Origin of the sequence: Rahnella sp. CFA14(1/10) (genome assembly GCF_004195095.1) — a bacterium.
GTDB classification, from domain to species: Bacteria; Pseudomonadota; Gammaproteobacteria; order Enterobacterales; family Enterobacteriaceae; genus Rahnella; species Rahnella perminowiae.
This window is the reverse complement of record NZ_SEWS01000004.1, coordinates 77,671-94,737: the sequence shown is the minus strand read 5'-3', so window position 1 is coordinate 94,737 and position 17,067 is coordinate 77,671. Positions and strand designations below refer to the sequence as shown.

At 52.0% G+C, this 17,067-nt stretch carries 13 protein-coding genes and 1 pseudogene; 10 read left to right on the top strand and 4 right to left on the bottom strand.

All coding sequences use genetic code 11. The annotated features are described in order from the left end of the window. Positions 1 to 13: 13 nt before the first annotated feature. On the bottom strand, positions 14 to 1,402 hold the full coding sequence (locus EVX52_RS09410) for an SIS domain-containing protein (protein ID WP_129991162.1): 1,389 nt from the start codon (positions 1,400 to 1,402) through the stop codon (positions 14 to 16). Between EVX52_RS09410 and EVX52_RS09405 the strand changes: the two genes are divergently transcribed. Then, positions 1,394 to 3,139, top strand: coding sequence for an ROK family transcriptional regulator (locus tag EVX52_RS09405; RefSeq protein WP_129991161.1), 1,746 nt, complete (start codon positions 1,394 to 1,396; stop codon positions 3,137 to 3,139). The genes EVX52_RS09410 and EVX52_RS09405 overlap by 9 nt on opposite strands. Before the next feature lie 248 nt (positions 3,140 to 3,387). On the opposite strand, the gene EVX52_RS09400 is transcribed toward EVX52_RS09405, so the two are convergent. Next, a complete protein-coding gene (locus EVX52_RS09400; RefSeq protein ID WP_129991160.1) occupies positions 3,388 to 3,936 on the bottom strand; it encodes a TetR/AcrR family transcriptional regulator in 549 nt (182 codons plus the stop codon). A gap of 133 nt (positions 3,937 to 4,069) precedes the next feature. Here EVX52_RS09400 and EVX52_RS09395 point away from each other — a divergent pair, with 133 nt between their 5' ends. The 9 genes and pseudogenes from EVX52_RS09395 to EVX52_RS25690 all read left to right on the top strand — a co-directional run. After that, complete coding sequence (locus EVX52_RS09395; protein WP_129991159.1) at positions 4,070 to 5,161, top strand: alkene reductase; 1,092 nt, start codon at positions 4,070 to 4,072, stop codon at positions 5,159 to 5,161. Between the two features lie 60 nt (positions 5,162 to 5,221). Further along, the gene (locus tag EVX52_RS09390; protein ID WP_129991158.1) at positions 5,222 to 6,004 is read left to right on the top strand and encodes an SDR family oxidoreductase; all 783 of its coding nucleotides are present in this window, start codon (positions 5,222 to 5,224) and stop codon (positions 6,002 to 6,004) included. A 132-nt stretch (positions 6,005 to 6,136) separates the two neighbouring features. Further along, complete coding sequence (locus tag EVX52_RS09385; protein WP_129952591.1) at positions 6,137 to 6,955, top strand: oxidoreductase; 819 nt, start codon at positions 6,137 to 6,139, stop codon at positions 6,953 to 6,955. A 99-nt stretch (positions 6,956 to 7,054) separates the two neighbouring features. Beyond that, positions 7,055 to 8,077, top strand: a complete 1,023-nt coding sequence (locus tag EVX52_RS09380; protein ID WP_129991157.1) for an NADP-dependent oxidoreductase — start codon at positions 7,055 to 7,057, stop codon at positions 8,075 to 8,077. 481 nt (positions 8,078 to 8,558) lie between these two features. Next, a complete protein-coding gene (rbsK, locus tag EVX52_RS09375; RefSeq protein ID WP_129991156.1) occupies positions 8,559 to 9,773 on the top strand; it encodes a ribokinase in 1,215 nt (404 codons plus the stop codon). A gap of 94 nt (positions 9,774 to 9,867) precedes the next feature. Further along, a complete protein-coding gene (locus EVX52_RS09370) occupies positions 9,868 to 10,797 on the top strand; it encodes a dihydrodipicolinate synthase family protein (protein ID WP_129952594.1) in 930 nt (309 codons plus the stop codon). A gap of 170 nt (positions 10,798 to 10,967) precedes the next feature. Further along, positions 10,968 to 11,465: a YhcH/YjgK/YiaL family protein gene (locus EVX52_RS09365; protein WP_129952595.1), complete on the top strand. Its 498-nt coding sequence runs from the start codon at positions 10,968 to 10,970 to the stop codon at positions 11,463 to 11,465. Between the two features lie 15 nt (positions 11,466 to 11,480). Beyond that, positions 11,481 to 12,794 carry an MFS transporter gene (locus EVX52_RS09360; RefSeq protein WP_165383714.1) on the top strand — a complete coding sequence of 438 codons (1,314 nt, stop codon included), beginning with the start codon at positions 11,481 to 11,483 and terminating at the stop codon, positions 12,792 to 12,794. A 176-nt stretch (positions 12,795 to 12,970) separates the two neighbouring features. After that, positions 12,971 to 13,117: pseudogene (locus tag EVX52_RS25690) on the top strand (type VI secretion system tube protein Hcp); the annotation flags it as partial. Positions 13,118 to 13,883: 766 nt separating this feature from the next. Here the strand turns inward: EVX52_RS25690 and EVX52_RS09350 are convergent. Beyond that, positions 13,884 to 14,732, bottom strand: a complete 849-nt coding sequence (locus EVX52_RS09350) for a toll/interleukin-1 receptor domain-containing protein (RefSeq protein ID WP_129991155.1) — start codon at positions 14,730 to 14,732, stop codon at positions 13,884 to 13,886. A 55-nt stretch (positions 14,733 to 14,787) separates the two neighbouring features. Continuing rightward, positions 14,788 to 16,431 carry a CBASS cGAMP-activated phospholipase gene (locus EVX52_RS09345; RefSeq protein WP_129991154.1) on the bottom strand — a complete coding sequence of 548 codons (1,644 nt, stop codon included), beginning with the start codon at positions 16,429 to 16,431 and terminating at the stop codon, positions 14,788 to 14,790. Positions 16,432 to 17,067: the final 636 nt, after the last annotated feature.

Here is a 17,067-nt window from a genome sequence, read left to right as displayed (position 1 = left end):
AGCCAGCTTTGTGTCATGACACCACCCCGCTGATTTTGGTATCCAGCCGTGCGACAACGCCGGCATCAATATCGCGATCCACAACCCGGCCCAGCGCGATCGCCAGCAGATCCATGACCAGTATTTCCAGCGCCAGGCGCTGCAGCGGCGGCAGGACCGGCAGTTGCACGGTCTCTGTGCCGGGCAGCGACACGGCCTGATCTGTCACAAGCAATATCGGTACGCCGAAGGGTACAAGCTGCTTCGCCAGCAAGATTTCCCGCTCGCCGCCGATCAGCACGTGTGCGGTGCCGTGACCCACGGCATCGGTCATGCCGTGCAGATAGTGGCGCGTCCCCATGCCCATCGCTGCCATTTTCGGCCCTTCGCGCAGCAACAGGGCGCCCTGTTCAGCGGCGCTGAGGCTGGTGCCGCCACCAACGAAATCGATACAGCCGGTGTGACCGGCCTGCTGTGCGAACCGATCCACGGCCGCCCGGGCGGTATGCCTCACTGCGTCCAGTTGCGCGGGTAACTGACGCCAGCCTGCGTTGCAGTCGCGTCCGATCAGCGCATCCGTCAGCAGGCCCAGGCAGACACTGGTGGCCAGCAGCGCCACGGAGGACATGCCGGAATCGATCAGCGTGCCGAGCCAGAGCGTGTCGGCGCTGACCGCCGCCAGCGGCGAGTCTGCCTGATTAACCAGTGCCAGCCGCCGCCCGGGGCGCTGCTGTTCCAGCACTCTCACAACTTCCGGGCTGCGTCCGCTCTGAGAGACGCCCAGATACCAGTCTGCCAGCGGCGGCGTGCCATCAGGCATATCGTCACCATTGCTGCGTAGCGCCCGCAAACCGGCCGCTCGCAGTTCATGTACCGGCGCGGCGAGCACCGCATAAGATGCGCCGATACCGGCGAACAGCAGCGTGCCGCCGCGCAGTGCGGTGATATCCAGCGTGTCCAGCCACGCCTGTGCGCGTTCGCAGGTCGACTCCAGCGCGGCGGCCTGCCGGGCGACGCCCTGGGCGAAAGGGATTAAAATTTCTGTGCCGGTCATGTCATCATTTCCCTGTAGTGTTAAGGATGAAACTTTTATGTCACAAACAACTTCGCACAGTTTGTGCAGTGCGGGAAATGACGTAATAAATCGATAAAAATCAGTAAACTGATGGTTTTTCGTTGCATTTTTCTCGTGCCGTTTCAGCCGGTGCTGACAATTTTCTGCGTGATAACTTGACCGTGAGGCATCATCTCGCGCATAAAACTTGACCTTATTGCCATAACATTGACCGAAATAGTCTGAAGCAGCGGCGGAGTGGCAAGGTAAATAAGTATTCCCTATGATGGCGCGCCGCCCGTTTCGGGCGACTCCGTCCCCCGGTGCACACCGTGCGGTTAACCGCGTAAAGGAGAGAGAATGACCCATTCATCATGGCCGGTGCTGGTGCTGGCCCGCGATCACGACGCGGCAGTGATTAGCCGGGCGCTGAAGCGGCGGCGGCTGCAACGTCTGGCACGTGGCATCTACAGCGGTGACATTGACACCCCTGCCGACATCATCGTCAGACGTTATCTGTGGCAAATCGTCGACTATTTCTTTCCGGAGGCTGTGGTGTGCGGGGCGAGTGCAATGCGTGCCGATCCGGCCGCGGGCGGCGTCATCGAACTCTGTCATTCGCGGCGGCGGCCGGTTGTCCTGCCGGGGATAACGCTGCGTCCTCAGAGCGGCGCGGCGCGCCAGCCTGACGACACGCCGCTGCACGGTTCGCTATGGCTCAGTTCGCCCACGCGTAGTTTGTTGTGGTTTTTCAGCCAGCCGGTGGCCGGCCGCGACAGCGGGCTGCTCTATAGCTGGTGGCGCCGGCAGGAGGCGGAACGCCGTGAGCTGTTGTCTGGTCTGGCGCAGCGTGCTCATGCGCTGAATCAGCAGGCGGCTGTGGCGGAGGTGACGGCGTTTTTACGCCAGCGCACCGGAGAGACGACTCTGCCGGACGGGGAGGGGACGGGGCCGTCTCCGGCGCTCAGCGTTACGGCGAAATTGCTGGCGATCGAACTCATCGCGCTGGGCGGTGCGACTCAGTCCGAGCTGACGGCAAGGCTCGGCATGGCCAAAAGCACGGTGTCCACCGGTCTGCAAGAGCTACAACGTCACAGCTCGATCGTCGCCACGGCCGGTGCCAGAGGGCGCGGTGCCAGTGTGTATCAGCTGGCGCGTCAGGCAGGGTGGGTGCTGGGTGCGGATATCGGCAACAGTCAGGCGCTGTTTATCGCCCGTAGTCTGGATGGCCGGCAGCTGGCGCTGCGTCAGTTCACCAATGGCGGGTCCGCGCAGCTTATCATTGCGGCAGCCGACGCCATCGCCGCACTGCGTCAGGAACTGTCCGCCTTTGGTCCGCTGCTGGCGGTGACGGTCGCTTTGCCCAAACCGGTGCGCCCGGATGTGCCGCTTTCCGGACGCGACGGTCCGTCGCAGGCCGGACTCTCGCCGGATGCCATTCTGGCACGGCTGCCGCTACCCGACGGCGTGCATCCGTTGGTGGAGAATAACGTCAACTGTGCGGTGGTGGCCGAAGTTAACCACGGCATCGGCCGGGGGCTGCAGGATGTCGCCTTCCTGCAGATAGGCGAACGCATCGGCTGCGGCATTATAGCCGGGGGCGCGCTGATTCACGGTGCGCGTGGCTGCGCCGGTGAAATCGCCGACCTGCCGTTTCCCTGGAGCGAGCGGGAGAAACCGGGCGAGTTACTGCTTGAGCAGCATCTGGCGCAGCGCGGATTTCTGGATAGCTTCAACGCACAACGGCCGCCGGGCGCTCCGGCGGTACGCTCGCTTGAGGCGCTGCTGGAGCGCGCGGCGCGCGGCGAACCTGTCGCCCAGCAGGCGGCGCAACACTACGGCGAGCAGATCGGTTTTCTGGCGTTAGGTTTGGTGGCGATACTGGATCCGGCCATGATCATTCTCGGCGGCAGCGTCGGCTCGAACCGGCTGATTGTCGCTGCGGCGCGGCGGACAGTTGCCGCCATATCCCCCTATACCACCGTCGCCGCCTCGCAGTTTGGTCATCTGGCGACGGCGGAAGGTGCTGCTCAGCTGGCGCTTGAGGCCGCGCAGCGTAAACTGCTGGGCAAAGCGGTGCGGCCGCGCCAGGGCGACGCGGTCTGATTTGACGCGGACAGGGACAGAAATTGATGCGATGTCCGAACGGAATCGCGAAACGTTAGCGTTAACCGGACCGGATGAGCAGGGACGACCGTCCCAACAGCACCGTCAGTTAAACAAATCATTTGCTTTATATGGGATCGGGTCCGATCCCATCGGATATGTTGCGGACCTGCCGGTAAAGGCCGAGACGCGTGCCTTCGCCTGCGCATCGTCGGCCCCGCCGGGCCGTATTTCCGGATCTTCTACTTTCAATCTTTACGCGCGTCCTGACTGAGCAGTTGAGTGCGGCAGACATCCAGAATTTCATCAGCCAGAGCGGAATTATCCGGGCAGGCACGGGACAACACCAGGGCACCGACAAGATGGGCGATGGTATCTATCAGGTCAGCGCGCGTGCCATTTTCAGTTCCTAAAATTGCCAGCTGGCGTTCAATTCCGGCGGCAAATGTCGCCTTGATTGACGCAGACTGACGGGCTGTATCGGTGCCCAGTGCCGACATCACACACCCTTTTCCCATATCATCGCGATGTTGTCGGGAGAGGTAGTATTCAATAAATTTTTCCCGGTCCACACCTGCCGTGCTTTCTGCAGAACGCGTAAAACCGCAGCTCATTGCCTCCGCCATCAGATCAGCCTTGGAACCAAAGTGCTTGTAAAACCCGCCGTGGGTTAAGCCTGCAGCAGACATCAGTTCCGCAACGCCCACGCCATCGTAACCGCGTTCACGAAAAAGTTCTGAGGCCGTTTCAACAATGCGCATCCGGTTTTCCCGAACCTGATCTTTTGACACTTTCATGCTTTTCTGCCCTCTCAAAAATAGGGGTTAAGTATACATTGATGATGGTCATAATCAAACCGGTTGACTTTATAGATTATGATCATCATCATTATGCTGACACGTTGACCCACCCCTTAGCAGGTAAATAAACATGACAAATCAACGCTTATTTCAGCCCTATGATCTTGGCGCAATCACACTGGCCAACCGCATCGTGATGGCACCGCTGACACGTAACCGGGCCGCAGCGGGTCTGGTACCGGGCGAACTGGCGGCGACCTACTACGCCCAGCGTGCCACCGCAGGATTGCTGATTACCGAAGCGACGCAGATCTCCGCACAGGCGCAGGGTTATCAGGATACACCGGGGATCTACACACAAGCTCAGATCGATGGCTGGCGCAAAGTGACTGACGCCGTGCATGCCAAAGGCGGGCGCATATTTGTACAGTTATGGCACGTAGGACGAATTTCGCATGTCGATTTACAGCCTGGTGGCGCTGCGCCGGTCGCGCCGTCCGCCATCCGTGCTGAGACCAAGACCTTTGTGAACAATGGTTTTGCTGATGTCTCTGAACCACGTGCGCTGGCGTTGCAGGAAATACCGGGGATTATCGATGATTTCAGGAAGGCATCGGCCAATGCCATTGCGGCCGGATTTGACGGCGTAGAGATCCACGGTGCCAATGGTTATCTGCTGGAACAGTTCCTTAAAGACGGCGCAAACCAGCGTACTGATGAATACGGCGGCTCTGTGGAAAATCGTGCGCGCCTGCTGTTAGAAGTCACGGCGGCCGTAAAAGATGAGATCGGCGCAGACCGCACTGGCGTACGTATTTCACCGGTTTCACCTGCTAATGCGATTTCATGCAGTGATCCGCAGCCACAATATGATTACCTCGCTGAACAACTCGATGCATTGGGCATCGTATACCTCCATGTGGTTGAAGGCGCGACGGGCGGCCCGCGTGATGTATCACCGTTCGATTACGACTCCCTGCGCCGGCGTTTTAAAAACACCTACATCGGTAACAATGGCTATGACCTGGAACTGGCGTCCGCTCAGCTTGCGCAGGGCAAAGCCGATCTGTTCGCGTTTGGTCGCCCGTTCATCGCCAACCCGGATCTGGTCGGCAGGCTGAAGACGGGCGCGCCTCTGGCCTCACTCAATCCTGAAACGCTTTATGGCGGTGGCGCAGCGGGATATACCGATTACCCGTCGCTGACTGAGACCAGCAAGTAAAGCCCTACATACATCGCACATGGCGGATTCTGTTTACACATTAATGAAGAAGATCAACTTATGACTAAAGCTTCAGTTCTCATCACAGGCGCATCCACGGGTATTGGTGCTGTTTACGCGGAACGGTTTGCCCGCCGGGGCCACGACCTGGTTCTGGTCGCGCGCGACAAAGCGAAGTTAGAAACACTGGCCGCGCGTCTGCGACAGGAAAATGGCATTTCTGTCGACGTTCTGCCTGCCGACCTCACGCAAACGCGTGATTTAGCCGCGGTCGAAGCCCGTCTGCGTGAAGACTCACGGATTGGCATCCTTATCAATAACGCGGGTATCGCGCAGTCCGGCAGTTTTACCGGGCAGACGCCTGATTCGATAGAAAGCCTTATTGCGCTTAACGTCACCGCCCTGACCAGACTGGCCAGCGCCGTGGCACCACGCTTTGTGCAAGCGGGGGAAGGATCGATCGTCAACATCAGTTCTGTCGTAGGCCTGGCCCCGGAATTTGCCATGACGGTTTACGGTGCAACTAAAGCCTTTGTTCTTTTCCTGTCTCAGGGACTGAATGTCGAGCTGTCATCTAAGGGCATTTATGTCCAGGCGGTACTCCCTGCCGGCACTTACACGGAAATCTGGGACCGTGCGGGTATCGACATCAGTAACGCGGCAAAATTCATGGAAGTGGGCGAGTTAGTGGATGCCGCACTGGTGGGCTTTGATCGCCGTGAACAGGTCACCATCCCGCCTTTACATAATGCTGCCCGCTGGGACACCCTTGATGCTTCGCGTCAGGCTCTGCTCTCAGACATTAAACAAGATGAAGTCGCTGAACGATATAAAGCACTTTAGTCAATGAGGTGAACTGTGCAGAACGGTCTTCCGGCGGTTCTGCACAGCGGTGAATCCGACATACATCTCTTACAGCCTGTCCTCTCATCAGCGATGAGAAACCACAAACTCATCATGAAGGCCTTATTCAGCATGACAAAAAAACGTGTAGCACTGGTTACCGGCGCGTCCTCAGGTATCGGCGAAGCATCTGCTCTTAAACTTTTAGCGGCGGGGTATAGGGTATATGGCACGAGCCGGCGTGGTCCTCAGGCGGGAAAGCCTCCGTTTCCGTTACTGACGCTGGATGTGACAGACGACGCTTCTGTCGGGGCCGCCATTGATGAGTTGCTGCGCCTGGAGGGGCGGATCGATGTTCTGGTGAACAATGCGGGTTTCGGGGTCGCGCCGGCGGCGGCGGAAGAAAGTTCTGTCGATCAGGCCAAACACATTTTCGACACCAACTTTTTGGGCATCGTCAGGTTGAGCCGGGCAGTGATCCCTTATATGCGCCGTCAGGGCAGCGGGCGCATCATTAACATCGGTTCGATACTCGGGATCGTTCCGTTACCTTATGTGGCACTTTATGCTGCCAGTAAGCATGCGGTTGAAGGGTATTCGGGTGCACTGGATCACGAACTGCGCACACAGGGCATCAGAGTTTCTGTCATTGAACCTGCCTACATAAAAACACAGTTTGAAGCCAATAATATCGAGCCGGATGCCAGGCTGGAAGAGTATGACCTGATCCGGGCTAAGCTGGCGAAAGTGGTGAGCAAGGCGATGGCTGAGGCGGAAAGTCCGGAGGTCGTGGCTGACGTGGTGGTTAAAGCGGCTCAGACGTTACGCCCGAAGATGCGTTACACGGCAGGCAAGCTGGCCGGTCAGTTGAATTTTATTCTCAGATTCGCCCCTGCTTCATTCCTGGATAAGGTGGTGCGCAAAAGTCTTCAGCTTGATGCGAAAGCATAAAAAAGACGTTTTTACGATGGGTTATTACCGGGGATTTTTTGCGCGGCAACAGGGCCGCTAAGGAAATTTCATTGGCAAACGCGACAGGGCAAACAACAAATGAAAACTAAGACGATGAAAGCGTTTACGTTTAAACGCTATGGTAAATCCCCAGAGCGGGGATTTGATAACGTAGATTATCCTGCCCCTGATGCTGATGAAATCCTGGTTAAAGTTTATGCGGTGGGTCTGAACCCGATTGATAACATTATCCCAACCGGAATATTTAAGCCGGTTTTGCATTTTAAGCTCCCCGCCACATTGGGCAGCGACTTGTCCGGAGTGGTCATTGCCGTGGGGAGTCGTGTGACGCGTTTCTCGCCAGGCGACGAAGTCTTCGCCAGCATTTTTGACAGGGGAACGGGTTCCCTTGCCGAATTTGCTTTGGTGCCTGAAAGCGCGGCGGCCATGAAACCCGCCAGTCTGGATTTTGTGCAGGCAGCTTCGCTCCCGATGGTGAGCCTCACATCCTGGCAGGCACTGACAGAGCGAGCCGGGCTGCATCCGGGCCAGAAGGTTTTTATTCCGGCAGGTTCAGGGGGAATTGGCAGTTTTGCCATCCAGCTGGCGAAGCATCTTGGCGCAAAGGTGGGGACAACAACCAGTACGGGCAATGTCGAATGGGTGCGTCAGCTTGGCGCAGACGAAGTGGTTGATTATAAAAAGCAAAAATTCGAAAATGTGCTGAGTGGCTACGATATGGTTCTCGGCACTGTCAGAGGCGATTCAATTGAAAAATCTACCCAAATTCTCAGGCCGGGTGGAAAGATTGTTTCTCTCACCGGCCCGTTAGATGCTGCGTTCGCGCGGACCCGGGGATTAAATTTCTTTCTGCGTTTTGTCTTCGGGCTGATGAGCCGCAAGATGATGCGTCTTGCGAAAAAACGAGGGCTGACCTATTCATTTCTCTTTGTCCGTCCTGATGGCGATCAGCTTACTCAAATCGGTAAACTCATAGAGGCTGAACAAATCAGGCCCGTGATCGACAAGGTATTCCCTTTTGCACAAACAAAGGAAGCTCTTGCCTATCTGGGGCAGGGACACGCGAAGGGGAAAGTGGTCGTTAAGATGCAGGAGTCATAACAGGTAAGATTTGAATCTGTTTAAACGAAAATCGACAGGATCAGTCTCTGCTCATTTGACGGGATATCCTGGCCATTGCGATAGTTAAAATTGTTCGCTTACCTCGGGCTCTTTTTATGTCATCTGTTGAAATGAAATATATCCCGCTTTGTGATCTTCAACATCTCATGGCGATAAACCTCCATCACTAATATCTCCCGTGACGGACATTTTCCAGCATGGCGGAAGATTAACGACAAAAAATTAAAGCCCGCTTAAATCTCCTTAAACGGGTTTCTCTCATGAAACCATCCGGCTTACACCTTCCTTTCTCAAAATGAGCATTTGTTTGCTTTGCCCGACAGAATTCCCCGCTTATTACGTCACAAAAAACATAAGTTCTCATTTTTGTTTACTTCCGTTTTGCTATTTAAGCTATGAGCATCATCACTATTTAACCTGTTTTATACATTTATTCTGAATACAGAGAAGGTGGGTGGCTATGTTTCTTGAAGAGCGTCGGCAGCAAATCCTGGAATATCTGGATAAAAATGAGCGGGTAAAAGTGGATGTTTTGGCATCCCTGTTTGCGGTGACCCGAGAAACCATTCGCAATGATCTGAATGCCCTGGCGGCTGAAAAATTGGTTCAGCGCTGTCACGGCGGGGCAATGGTAATCCGGCGAAGTTTGCAGTCAAAGCTGATTACTGACACCGGCGATAACTTTGAAGTGTTGCTACAACGGCTGCAGAGTCAGAAAAGAAAGCAGATTGTGCAACAGGGTAAAGGAAAGAACATGAAAGGTAAGGTGTGTATTCTGGGTTCATTTAACGTCGATATTGTGGCAAAAGTTGAACGTTTTCCAAAAGGCGGGGAATCTCTGCTGGCGCTGGGCAGCACACTCGGCCCCGGCGGCAAAGGGGCTAACCAGGCCACGGCTGTCAGTCGTGCAGGGGCCAAGGTGCATTTCGTTTCCAAGGTGGGTAAGGACCAGTTCAGCCAGTTTGCTTATGATCACCTGACCTCCTCGGAGATTCACTCCTTTACCCTTTATCAGTCGGAAACCGAACCAACCGGCAATGCCATTATTTATGTCTCGCAGGAAAACGGCGAGAACATGATTGCCATTTATTCCGGTGCCAATAAAACCATCAGCGAAGACGAAGTGGCGGCAATCGCACCCGAACTTGAAGATTCGGACGTGCTGCTGGTGCAGCTCGAAAACAACTTTGCCGCTACCTTGAGTGCGATGAAGCTGGCTAAAGCGCTGGGAGTGAAAGTGATACTCAACCCGGCTCCTTTCTCGAACCACGCGCTTGAGTGTCTTGAATATGTTGACGTTATTACCCCTAATGAAACTGAGGCATCGCAGCTGTCCGGCATTGACGTGAAAGATGTAGCCAGTGCCAAAGAGGCTGCACAGCGTATCGTCAGTCAGGGTGCCAGGCGGGTCATTATTACGATGGGATCGCGCGGCGCGCTGCTGCTTGACGGCAATCAGTTCCAGCACATTCCGGCTTTCCCGGCGCTGAGCGTTGATACCACCGGTGCAGGAGACGCCTTCAACGGCGCGCTGGCCTCAGGTATCGCCAATGGGCAAAGTCTGGTGCAGGCGGCGACCTATGCCTCGGCATTTGCCTCGCTGGCAGTCGAACGCGAAGGCGCATCAAACATGCCTGATAACCCCCAGGTTTTGGCACGTCTGGCGCAGCGGTAAATGCTGCGTTCACTCTTTAATTTCCTGTAACGGTCGCTGCTTTGATGCATTGAGTCTGGCGGCCACGTAATCGATTCCGTCTTAAGGAGCAGTAATGACTAAAAGTATTGAAGGTATCGTGCCGGTGATGTTGACCCCTTTCACCGCAGACAACCAGATTGACTACCCTGGCCTGACCCGTTTGATCGACTGGTATCTTGAGAAAGGTGTCGATGCGCTGTTTGCCGTGTGTCAGTCGAGCGAGATGCAATTTCTGACTCTGCAAGAGCGCGTTGAGCTGGCGGAGTTTGTGGTGAAACACGTCGCTGGGCGCGTGCCGGTGATTGCCTCTGGCCACATCAGTGATGATATTAATGACCAAATCAGTGAGCTGAAGGCGATGGCGAAAACCGGAGCCGACGCACTGGTACTGGTCACTAATCATCTTGACCCGAAAAATCAGGGCAGTGAGACCTTCTTCGCCACGCTGGATAAGTTGCTGAGTGTTTTGCCTGAATCTATGCCGCTGGGACTGTATGAGTGTCCTGCACCGTATCGCCGCCTGCTGACCGACGAAGAGCTCACTTACTGCGCTAACACCGGCCGCTTCGTTGTACTGAAAGACGTGAGCTGTGACCTGGCAACCGTTACCCGCCGTGTGAAGCTGGTGGCGAATACGCCGTTGAACATCATTAATGCTAACGCCGCGATCGCTTATCCGGCGATGCAGGCGGGGTCTAAAGGATTCAGCGGCGTGTTCACCAATTTTCATCCCGAGCTTTACAGCTGGCTGTATCACAAGGCGGCAACCCAGCCGCAACTCGCCGATGAGTTAGCCATTTTCCTGTCGCTGGGCGCGGTGACGGAAACATTAGGGTATCCGAAGAATGCCAAGATTTATCATCAGCGTCTGGGCACTTTCGACAGCGAGTTCTGCCGGGTGAATAAAGACAATGTGCTGGAAAAGTTCTGGGGACTGACGGTATTGCTGGATCAAATCCACAGCGGCACTGCGCTGTGGCAGAAAAAAATCGCTGCCGTATAAGAGACGATAGCGGTGAGTGATGCGGATGAGCAGCCGTCTTATCCGCTGATTAATCGCCTGGTCGAATATTCTTGCAAATGATTACGCTTCCGGGCAGTAAGTTTTAATTTATAACATTTTTAGCCGTAATCCGACCCTTGATATAAATAAATATAAAAGGATTATTCAACATGATCGTATGTTGCCTGAGAGACTGGGAACGTGAAAAATTCGCTTTCCATCCGATTATTAATAAAGGTATTGAGTATATTACTCAAACTGATTTCTCAACACTAACACCAGGGAAGTTCGATATTATTCCGGGCAAGATGTTTTGTCTTTTTCAGGAAATGAATACCGTTCCTGCTCATGAAATGCGCGCTGAGTCACATTTCAAGTTTGTCGATATTCAATTTCTCTTGCAGGGAGAAGAAACCATCGGTGTGGCGCGTGGTGCGGCGGAGCATGAGGTGGCAGAAGACCGGGCTGAGAAGCACGATATTGTGTTTTACCAGGAAACGAATAATGAATCGCTGATTCATCTGGAACCCGGCATGTTTGCCGTTTTCTTTCCGCAAGATTTACATCGTCCTTGTTGTAATACCCAAAGCGAGTCTTTTATTCGTAAAGCTGTGATTAAAATTCATCTGAGCCTGTTCAGTGATGCCTTATTTATGAATAACCCATAGTGGATGATTTAAATTATGAAAGATGCTACCTCTTCTCTCGATGCACCTCTGGTTAAAACGGCCGCTCCTGTTGTTTCACGCTTGCGCTGGGGCATTATTTTTATTTTGTTAATGGCGGCAGTGATTAATTATCTCGACCGTGCCAATTTAAGTATCGCCAATACGACTATTGCTAAAGAGTTTGGTTTCAGCCAGACGGAAATGGGTCTGCTGCTGTCGGCATTCCTGTGGCCTTACGCGCTGGCAAACCTGCCGGCGGGCTGGCTGGTTGACCGTTTTGGGCCTAAAAAAATGTTCTCATGGGGCGTGGGCCTGTGGTCCACCTTCACGGTGATGGCAGGTTTCGTTAATGGTTATTCCATGTTCTATGCCCTGCGCATGCTGCTGGGCATATCCGAATCACCGTTCTTTACCTCCGGCATCAAGATCACTCACCGCTGGTTCTCTGACAAAGAGCGCGCGCTGCCGACCTCCATCATCAATACCGGCTCGCAGATTGCCAATGCCATTGCGCCGCCAATCCTGACCGTGCTGCTGTTAACGCTCGGCTGGCGCGGCATGTTTATTGCCATTGGCCTGGCGGGGATTCCGCTGCTGCTGGTCTGGCTGAAATTTTACCGCAATCCGACCGAGCGCGAAGAAAAGGTGATCCACGCCAATTCTCAGTGGGTGCAGAAGTCGGTGACCGACGTTAACGGCAATAACAAGGCGAGCTGGGGGGCGCTGTTCAGACATAAAACCACCTGGTTTATGGTGATCGGTAACTTTTCTATCATGTTTACCATCTGGGTTTACCTGACCTGGCTGCCGGGTTATCTGGAGAAATCGCTGGGCTTTAGCCTGAAACAAACCGGCTGGCTGGCGGCCATTCCGTTCCTGGCGGGGATTTTGGGCGTGCTGTGTGGCGGGGCCATTTCTGACCGTCTTATCCGTCGCGGTGTGAAAACCATTACCGCGCGTAAGGTGCCGATCGTTGCCGGTGCTGCGCTGGCGGCCTGCTTTGTTGCGCCAATACCGTTCGTGCACAGCACAACATTGAGTATCGCACTGTTGTCGATTGGCTACTTCTTCTCGCAGCTGCCGCAGGGTGTGATCTGGACGCTGGCTTCAGACATTGCGCCGAAAGAGCAGGTGGCATCAATGGGGGCAATTCAGAACTTTGGTGGCTTCCTGGGGGCAGCCTGTGCGCCGATCGTCACCGGAATTATCCTTGATGCAACCGGACAGTTCACCAACGTCTTCTTCCTCGGTGCCGGTTTACTGATGCTGGGTGCGCTTAGCTACGGACTGTTCGTGAAAAAGCCGATTCTGGTGACAATGTCGAGATAATGACAACCGTAAGCTGCATTAAACGCCTTGCTATCGGGGTGTTTAATGAGTGCTGTTTTCTGACATTTCTCCGTTCAGAAGTGGACATACCAATCTGAGCGGGGGGACGTCTGACGTAATCGCGGCATGACGCGATTGCCAAACAATAAACAGCGTGCGAACTCACCCTTAAATCTGCTGAAATTAAAATGTATCGCATATTAGACGCGGGGGCTGAAACCGAGTATTTCAATATTCTGATGGGAAATGTGAAGGTCACCGGCATTAGACAATACCGATGCGGAGGGGGAATGAAAATGCATCGGGAAGACTTTTCACGCTAACTCGTTGAATTTAAATTATACAAAGGTTTGTTCAGTTTTATGAAAATCAAAAAGCCCGCTTAAGTTTCCTTAAGCGGGCTTCTCTAAATTTGGCTCCTCTGACTGGGATCGCCTTTGCCAGTATGTGGCTGATAAATAGGCTAGAGTAGAAATCCCTTCCAGTCAAGACCCCTAAAATGACCCCCTTTATTTTCAGAGAAAAAGCCTCATCTTTAGGAACTGCAGTAAGAAATATACTATTCGTGTGGTCGAAGAATTCGGATTGGATAAGATCTCAGATTAGGGAGGACTGGAGCCCTTACGTTCTTTAACCATGTCTGACTGCCTGATAAATGTAAGCGGCGTACATTGCTAACATTATGGTGTTTCGAAAAATTGAGATCAGTTAAATACTAATGCGGATGGTGCAGCCAGAACGCAATTCCTTCTGAACGTAAGGGGAAAGCGGAGGATAGAAATGGTTTAGTCACCATACGCTTCGGTCTTTAGCAGATCATTTCTCTTTGAGTTTAGCTGGTAATACAACAATTCTAGAGCCCGTCGTCATCTCTTGGAACATACTGAACGTCATCCATAATTATATTAGGATATAATATATTGATTGGTATGCTTCAAGCCAAAAGGCCTTATTGCCCCGAGTTGTTAGCCAGACGTCGGCGTGCAAGTCGGGGGCGGGAATAGGCATCATGATTCTCAGCGTCCAGACTTTGATGCTAATCCTTTTAGCACGACATCAATACCTTACGTGCCAAGTAGGCCTGTAGTTTTAATGCTTTGGAGGAAGTAGCAACCTTGACTCTGAAAGCTCATCAGATGAAATCCCAGCTCGGCGGTAAAGCACATCAAGGTGAGTCAACGCAGAAAAATCGTCAGAGATGTTTTTCTCGTAGCCTTGTTGAATCCATTGTTGCAGTTCGTTATTCGCGAGTTCATAGCGGCTCCCAGGGTTTGGAAAAGCCACTTCAAAGCTTTTGTTCAGTTCTGTTTGTTTACTATCAGATGCAAAGCTTTCAAAAGCATAATTTTTGACCCTCCGGCGTTTTGTACGCTGGCCCAGTTTAGCAAATATCAGTTCCGAAAAGATCCATGGTGAGGATAAATGAGTCTTGTTTTTTACATACTCACCGATTTTGACGGAGTTATTGGTCTGAAGAAAGAGCAGAAGCTCAGTGCTCGCAATCATATTTTGAAGTGCAGAGTTAAGGATCATGTAAACATTTGAAGTGGTTCGATTTCGGAGATCATAGTCAAAGGTTTGACTGGTTTTTTTATAGCAGAATTCCTCGTCAATGACCCTCAGAATTTCGTCAGCCCACCCCCAGACGCATGAGTCAACAAACACATTCAGTCCTAATTTTTCAAGACTCAGTGCCAGTTTAATGACATCTTCTTCGTCACGGTGAGCATGTGAGAGGAAAACGTCAGCATGAACTTCAGGAAAACAGGCGTCGACTATAGCTTCAGCGTTAAGTACATTTTCGCTGCCGAGGAGAAAACTTTGAAGTTTGTCTCTGTTGAATGCTGCATTGCTTTTTTGCCTGAATAGCGAGATTTCGGACGATGAGTGATTTAACGCACGGGCATCAAAATTTTGAATTCCAATATCAACAAACATGAATTATGGTTCCTCAAAAATTACAGTTAGTATCTTTTAAATATTCGTGGAATTATCAGATATTCTTTTTCTCGCGCCAGTCATCTGCAAGGTTTCCATCCAAGAAACGCGACCTCACTTCAGCGAATGTATCCACAGCTAAACTATTTCCTCGCTGTGCCATCTCTTCAATTGAAGAGACATCATCGAGTTTTATTTCCTCCGATGATTGTTGGTTCACTCTTAACATACGTGTAGGCCCAATCAGATTCCTGGCGATCTGATGAGCGGCATGCTCCTGCGTAGAGAAGAAAAGGTCAGTAAATTGTAATGCCCAGCCAGCAAAGCCTTTACCCAACGAGGAAGAAAAATCGTACTCATGGGAAATGGTACCGATATTCAGTACATCGATACGGTCAATAGGGATACCCAGATAACGAACAGCCTCTGATATAGCTGGCAAAATGGGGTTATTGGCCCATAAACCCCCATCAAGATAATCGAGTGCGGTTTTGGTATCATCCTGTATGCTGGCTTCCTGAAAATAGGTAGGAGCTGCCGAAGAAGCAAGTGCGGCATCGACAGCACTTATATGCTCGTACTGTGTCCGATCAGGGCTATGAGCGGTAACGATACTATCTGATTCGCCTCTTACTGCCCTGACAGTTGGCAGTACTAGCCTAGAGCGTGCATTTTCGGAGAGATTGCGATCACCAAATACTTCAGTGAGCATCTCTCTTAGGGTCGATGATTCATGCTTGGAACGCAGAAATTGTTTGGCCATTCCCTGCTGCGGGAAAATGGACGGTCCTCGTTCCCGATAGAACTGTAGGATTTCAGCTGGTGGTATCCCCATAGCGAGGCCAATCGCAAGAATAGCGCCTGTTGAAGTCCCGGCTATAAGATCAAAATGCGAGGCAAGGTTATTGTCTCCCCCTCGTCCCAACATATCATCCCATTTAGCGAGTACTGATGCGGTAAATGTTCCTCTGAGTCCCCCTCCATCGAGCGCCAGAATTCGAAAATTTCGGCCACTGCTGATGTTGTGGCGAACACGGGGTAAAAGTTTTAGCTGGTTTACTACAGCATTGGCAATATTTGAGGTGTCCACCTCGTATGCAAGCATTCTATTTGCGTCTTCGCTGAGTCCGTTTTGCAATTGTGACAGGATTTCAGGGTGGTCTTTGACGTATCCCTGCGTTGCGCCACCAAGACCCGCGGCCAAAAATGCTGGTTTGCCGAGACTCAACATGCAGCCAAGTTCAGCAGGCACGCCTGCTCTGCTTTTATTAATGTCCCACCATTTTCCGCCAACGCAGACAATTACATCGCTTGTTTCGGCAATCCACTCACGCATTGAAAGCAATATTTCATTTGCATCAGTTGTTGCACCGTCCCCCTTTACCGGAACAATATGTACGGTAGTGCACTGGCGAAGGCGTTCGATCTCAGCAGTTTGTTCAGTTGTTTTGGAGAACGCTTGAGAGCGGACTAAGAGAATGTCACCACGATGTCCACCTGCACCAACGTACTGTCTGGCTGCAGCCTCAATAACAGGAACAAGAGAAGGGTGACTGCCATGTACAATAGAACCACCCTCCCGCAATACCAGTTTTACAAGCTGGTGAACGAATCGACAAATGCTCTCTTCATCAGCAGTTTCTGAAATTGAGCCAGAGAGATGAACGCGACATCCACTTAAAGGACTACGAGGCAGCATGAAGTATCCTTATTGAAATCAACCGCATGATGTGCGTGCGGAAAACCACCAGTACAGGTGGTATGCTTTGATTGGATAATAGACAGCACAACCTTAATATGAGAATAACCCCACGGGTGTGAAAAATGAGGTGCCTTAAGGCCGCAACCGCATCGGAAATATATAATAATCAAGCATTATGAGAAAACTCAATTGCTGTTGCTAACAAGCAAGAAAGATAGTTTGTTTATCTTTATAAATCCATTTTATCAGTGTTTAATTTTGTTATAATCACTTTGCAGAACGAAAAATTTCCTGTAATAGACTTACTTCCAATAGATGGGTTTTAAAACTAACTTTCTTGCAATAAGTCAATATTTTTCAATCAATTAAAGCTAATATTATGATTGCAAATTTTTCATGGCTACCATAACTAAACTTTTTGCCAACAATCTATATTTATGATAATTATATTTACCAACATTCGGGTAAGAGCTTGCTGCTAAGGTAAGTGGCGATAGGAAATTGAAGCCGTCATTAAGGATGCGCTAAATTAATTGTCGCAGCCATTTGTGAATTAGTTCACAATATATGACACTTGTTGAACCTGATAATCATCAGCCTTACTTAGCAGAGTAAACTGGGTGCTTTTTACAA

Bases quoted from the DNA above. Each gene is read 5' to 3' on its own strand.
- EVX52_RS09405 (WP_129991161.1), top strand. From the start codon at position 1,394: ATGACCCATTCATCATGGCCGGTGCTGGTGCTGGCCCGCGATCACGAC.
- EVX52_RS09410 (WP_129991162.1), bottom strand. From the start codon at position 1,402: ATGGGTCATTCTCTCTCCTTTACGCGGTTAACCGCACGGTGTGCACCG.
- EVX52_RS09400 (WP_129991160.1), bottom strand. From the start codon at position 3,936: ATGAAAGTGTCAAAAGATCAGGTTCGGGAAAACCGGATGCGCATTGTT.
- EVX52_RS09395 (WP_129991159.1), top strand. From the start codon at position 4,070: ATGACAAATCAACGCTTATTTCAGCCCTATGATCTTGGCGCAATCACA.
- EVX52_RS09390 (WP_129991158.1), top strand. From the start codon at position 5,222: ATGACTAAAGCTTCAGTTCTCATCACAGGCGCATCCACGGGTATTGGT.
- EVX52_RS09385 (WP_129952591.1), top strand. From the start codon at position 6,137: ATGACAAAAAAACGTGTAGCACTGGTTACCGGCGCGTCCTCAGGTATC.
- EVX52_RS09380 (WP_129991157.1), top strand. From the start codon at position 7,055: ATGAAAACTAAGACGATGAAAGCGTTTACGTTTAAACGCTATGGTAAA.
- rbsK (WP_129991156.1), top strand. From the start codon at position 8,559: ATGTTTCTTGAAGAGCGTCGGCAGCAAATCCTGGAATATCTGGATAAA.
- EVX52_RS09370 (WP_129952594.1), top strand. From the start codon at position 9,868: ATGACTAAAAGTATTGAAGGTATCGTGCCGGTGATGTTGACCCCTTTC.
- EVX52_RS09365 (WP_129952595.1), top strand. From the start codon at position 10,968: ATGATCGTATGTTGCCTGAGAGACTGGGAACGTGAAAAATTCGCTTTC.
- EVX52_RS09360 (WP_165383714.1), top strand. From the start codon at position 11,481: ATGAAAGATGCTACCTCTTCTCTCGATGCACCTCTGGTTAAAACGGCC.
- EVX52_RS09350 (WP_129991155.1), bottom strand. From the start codon at position 14,732: ATGTTTGTTGATATTGGAATTCAAAATTTTGATGCCCGTGCGTTAAAT.
- EVX52_RS09345 (WP_129991154.1), bottom strand. From the start codon at position 16,431: ATGCTGCCTCGTAGTCCTTTAAGTGGATGTCGCGTTCATCTCTCTGGC.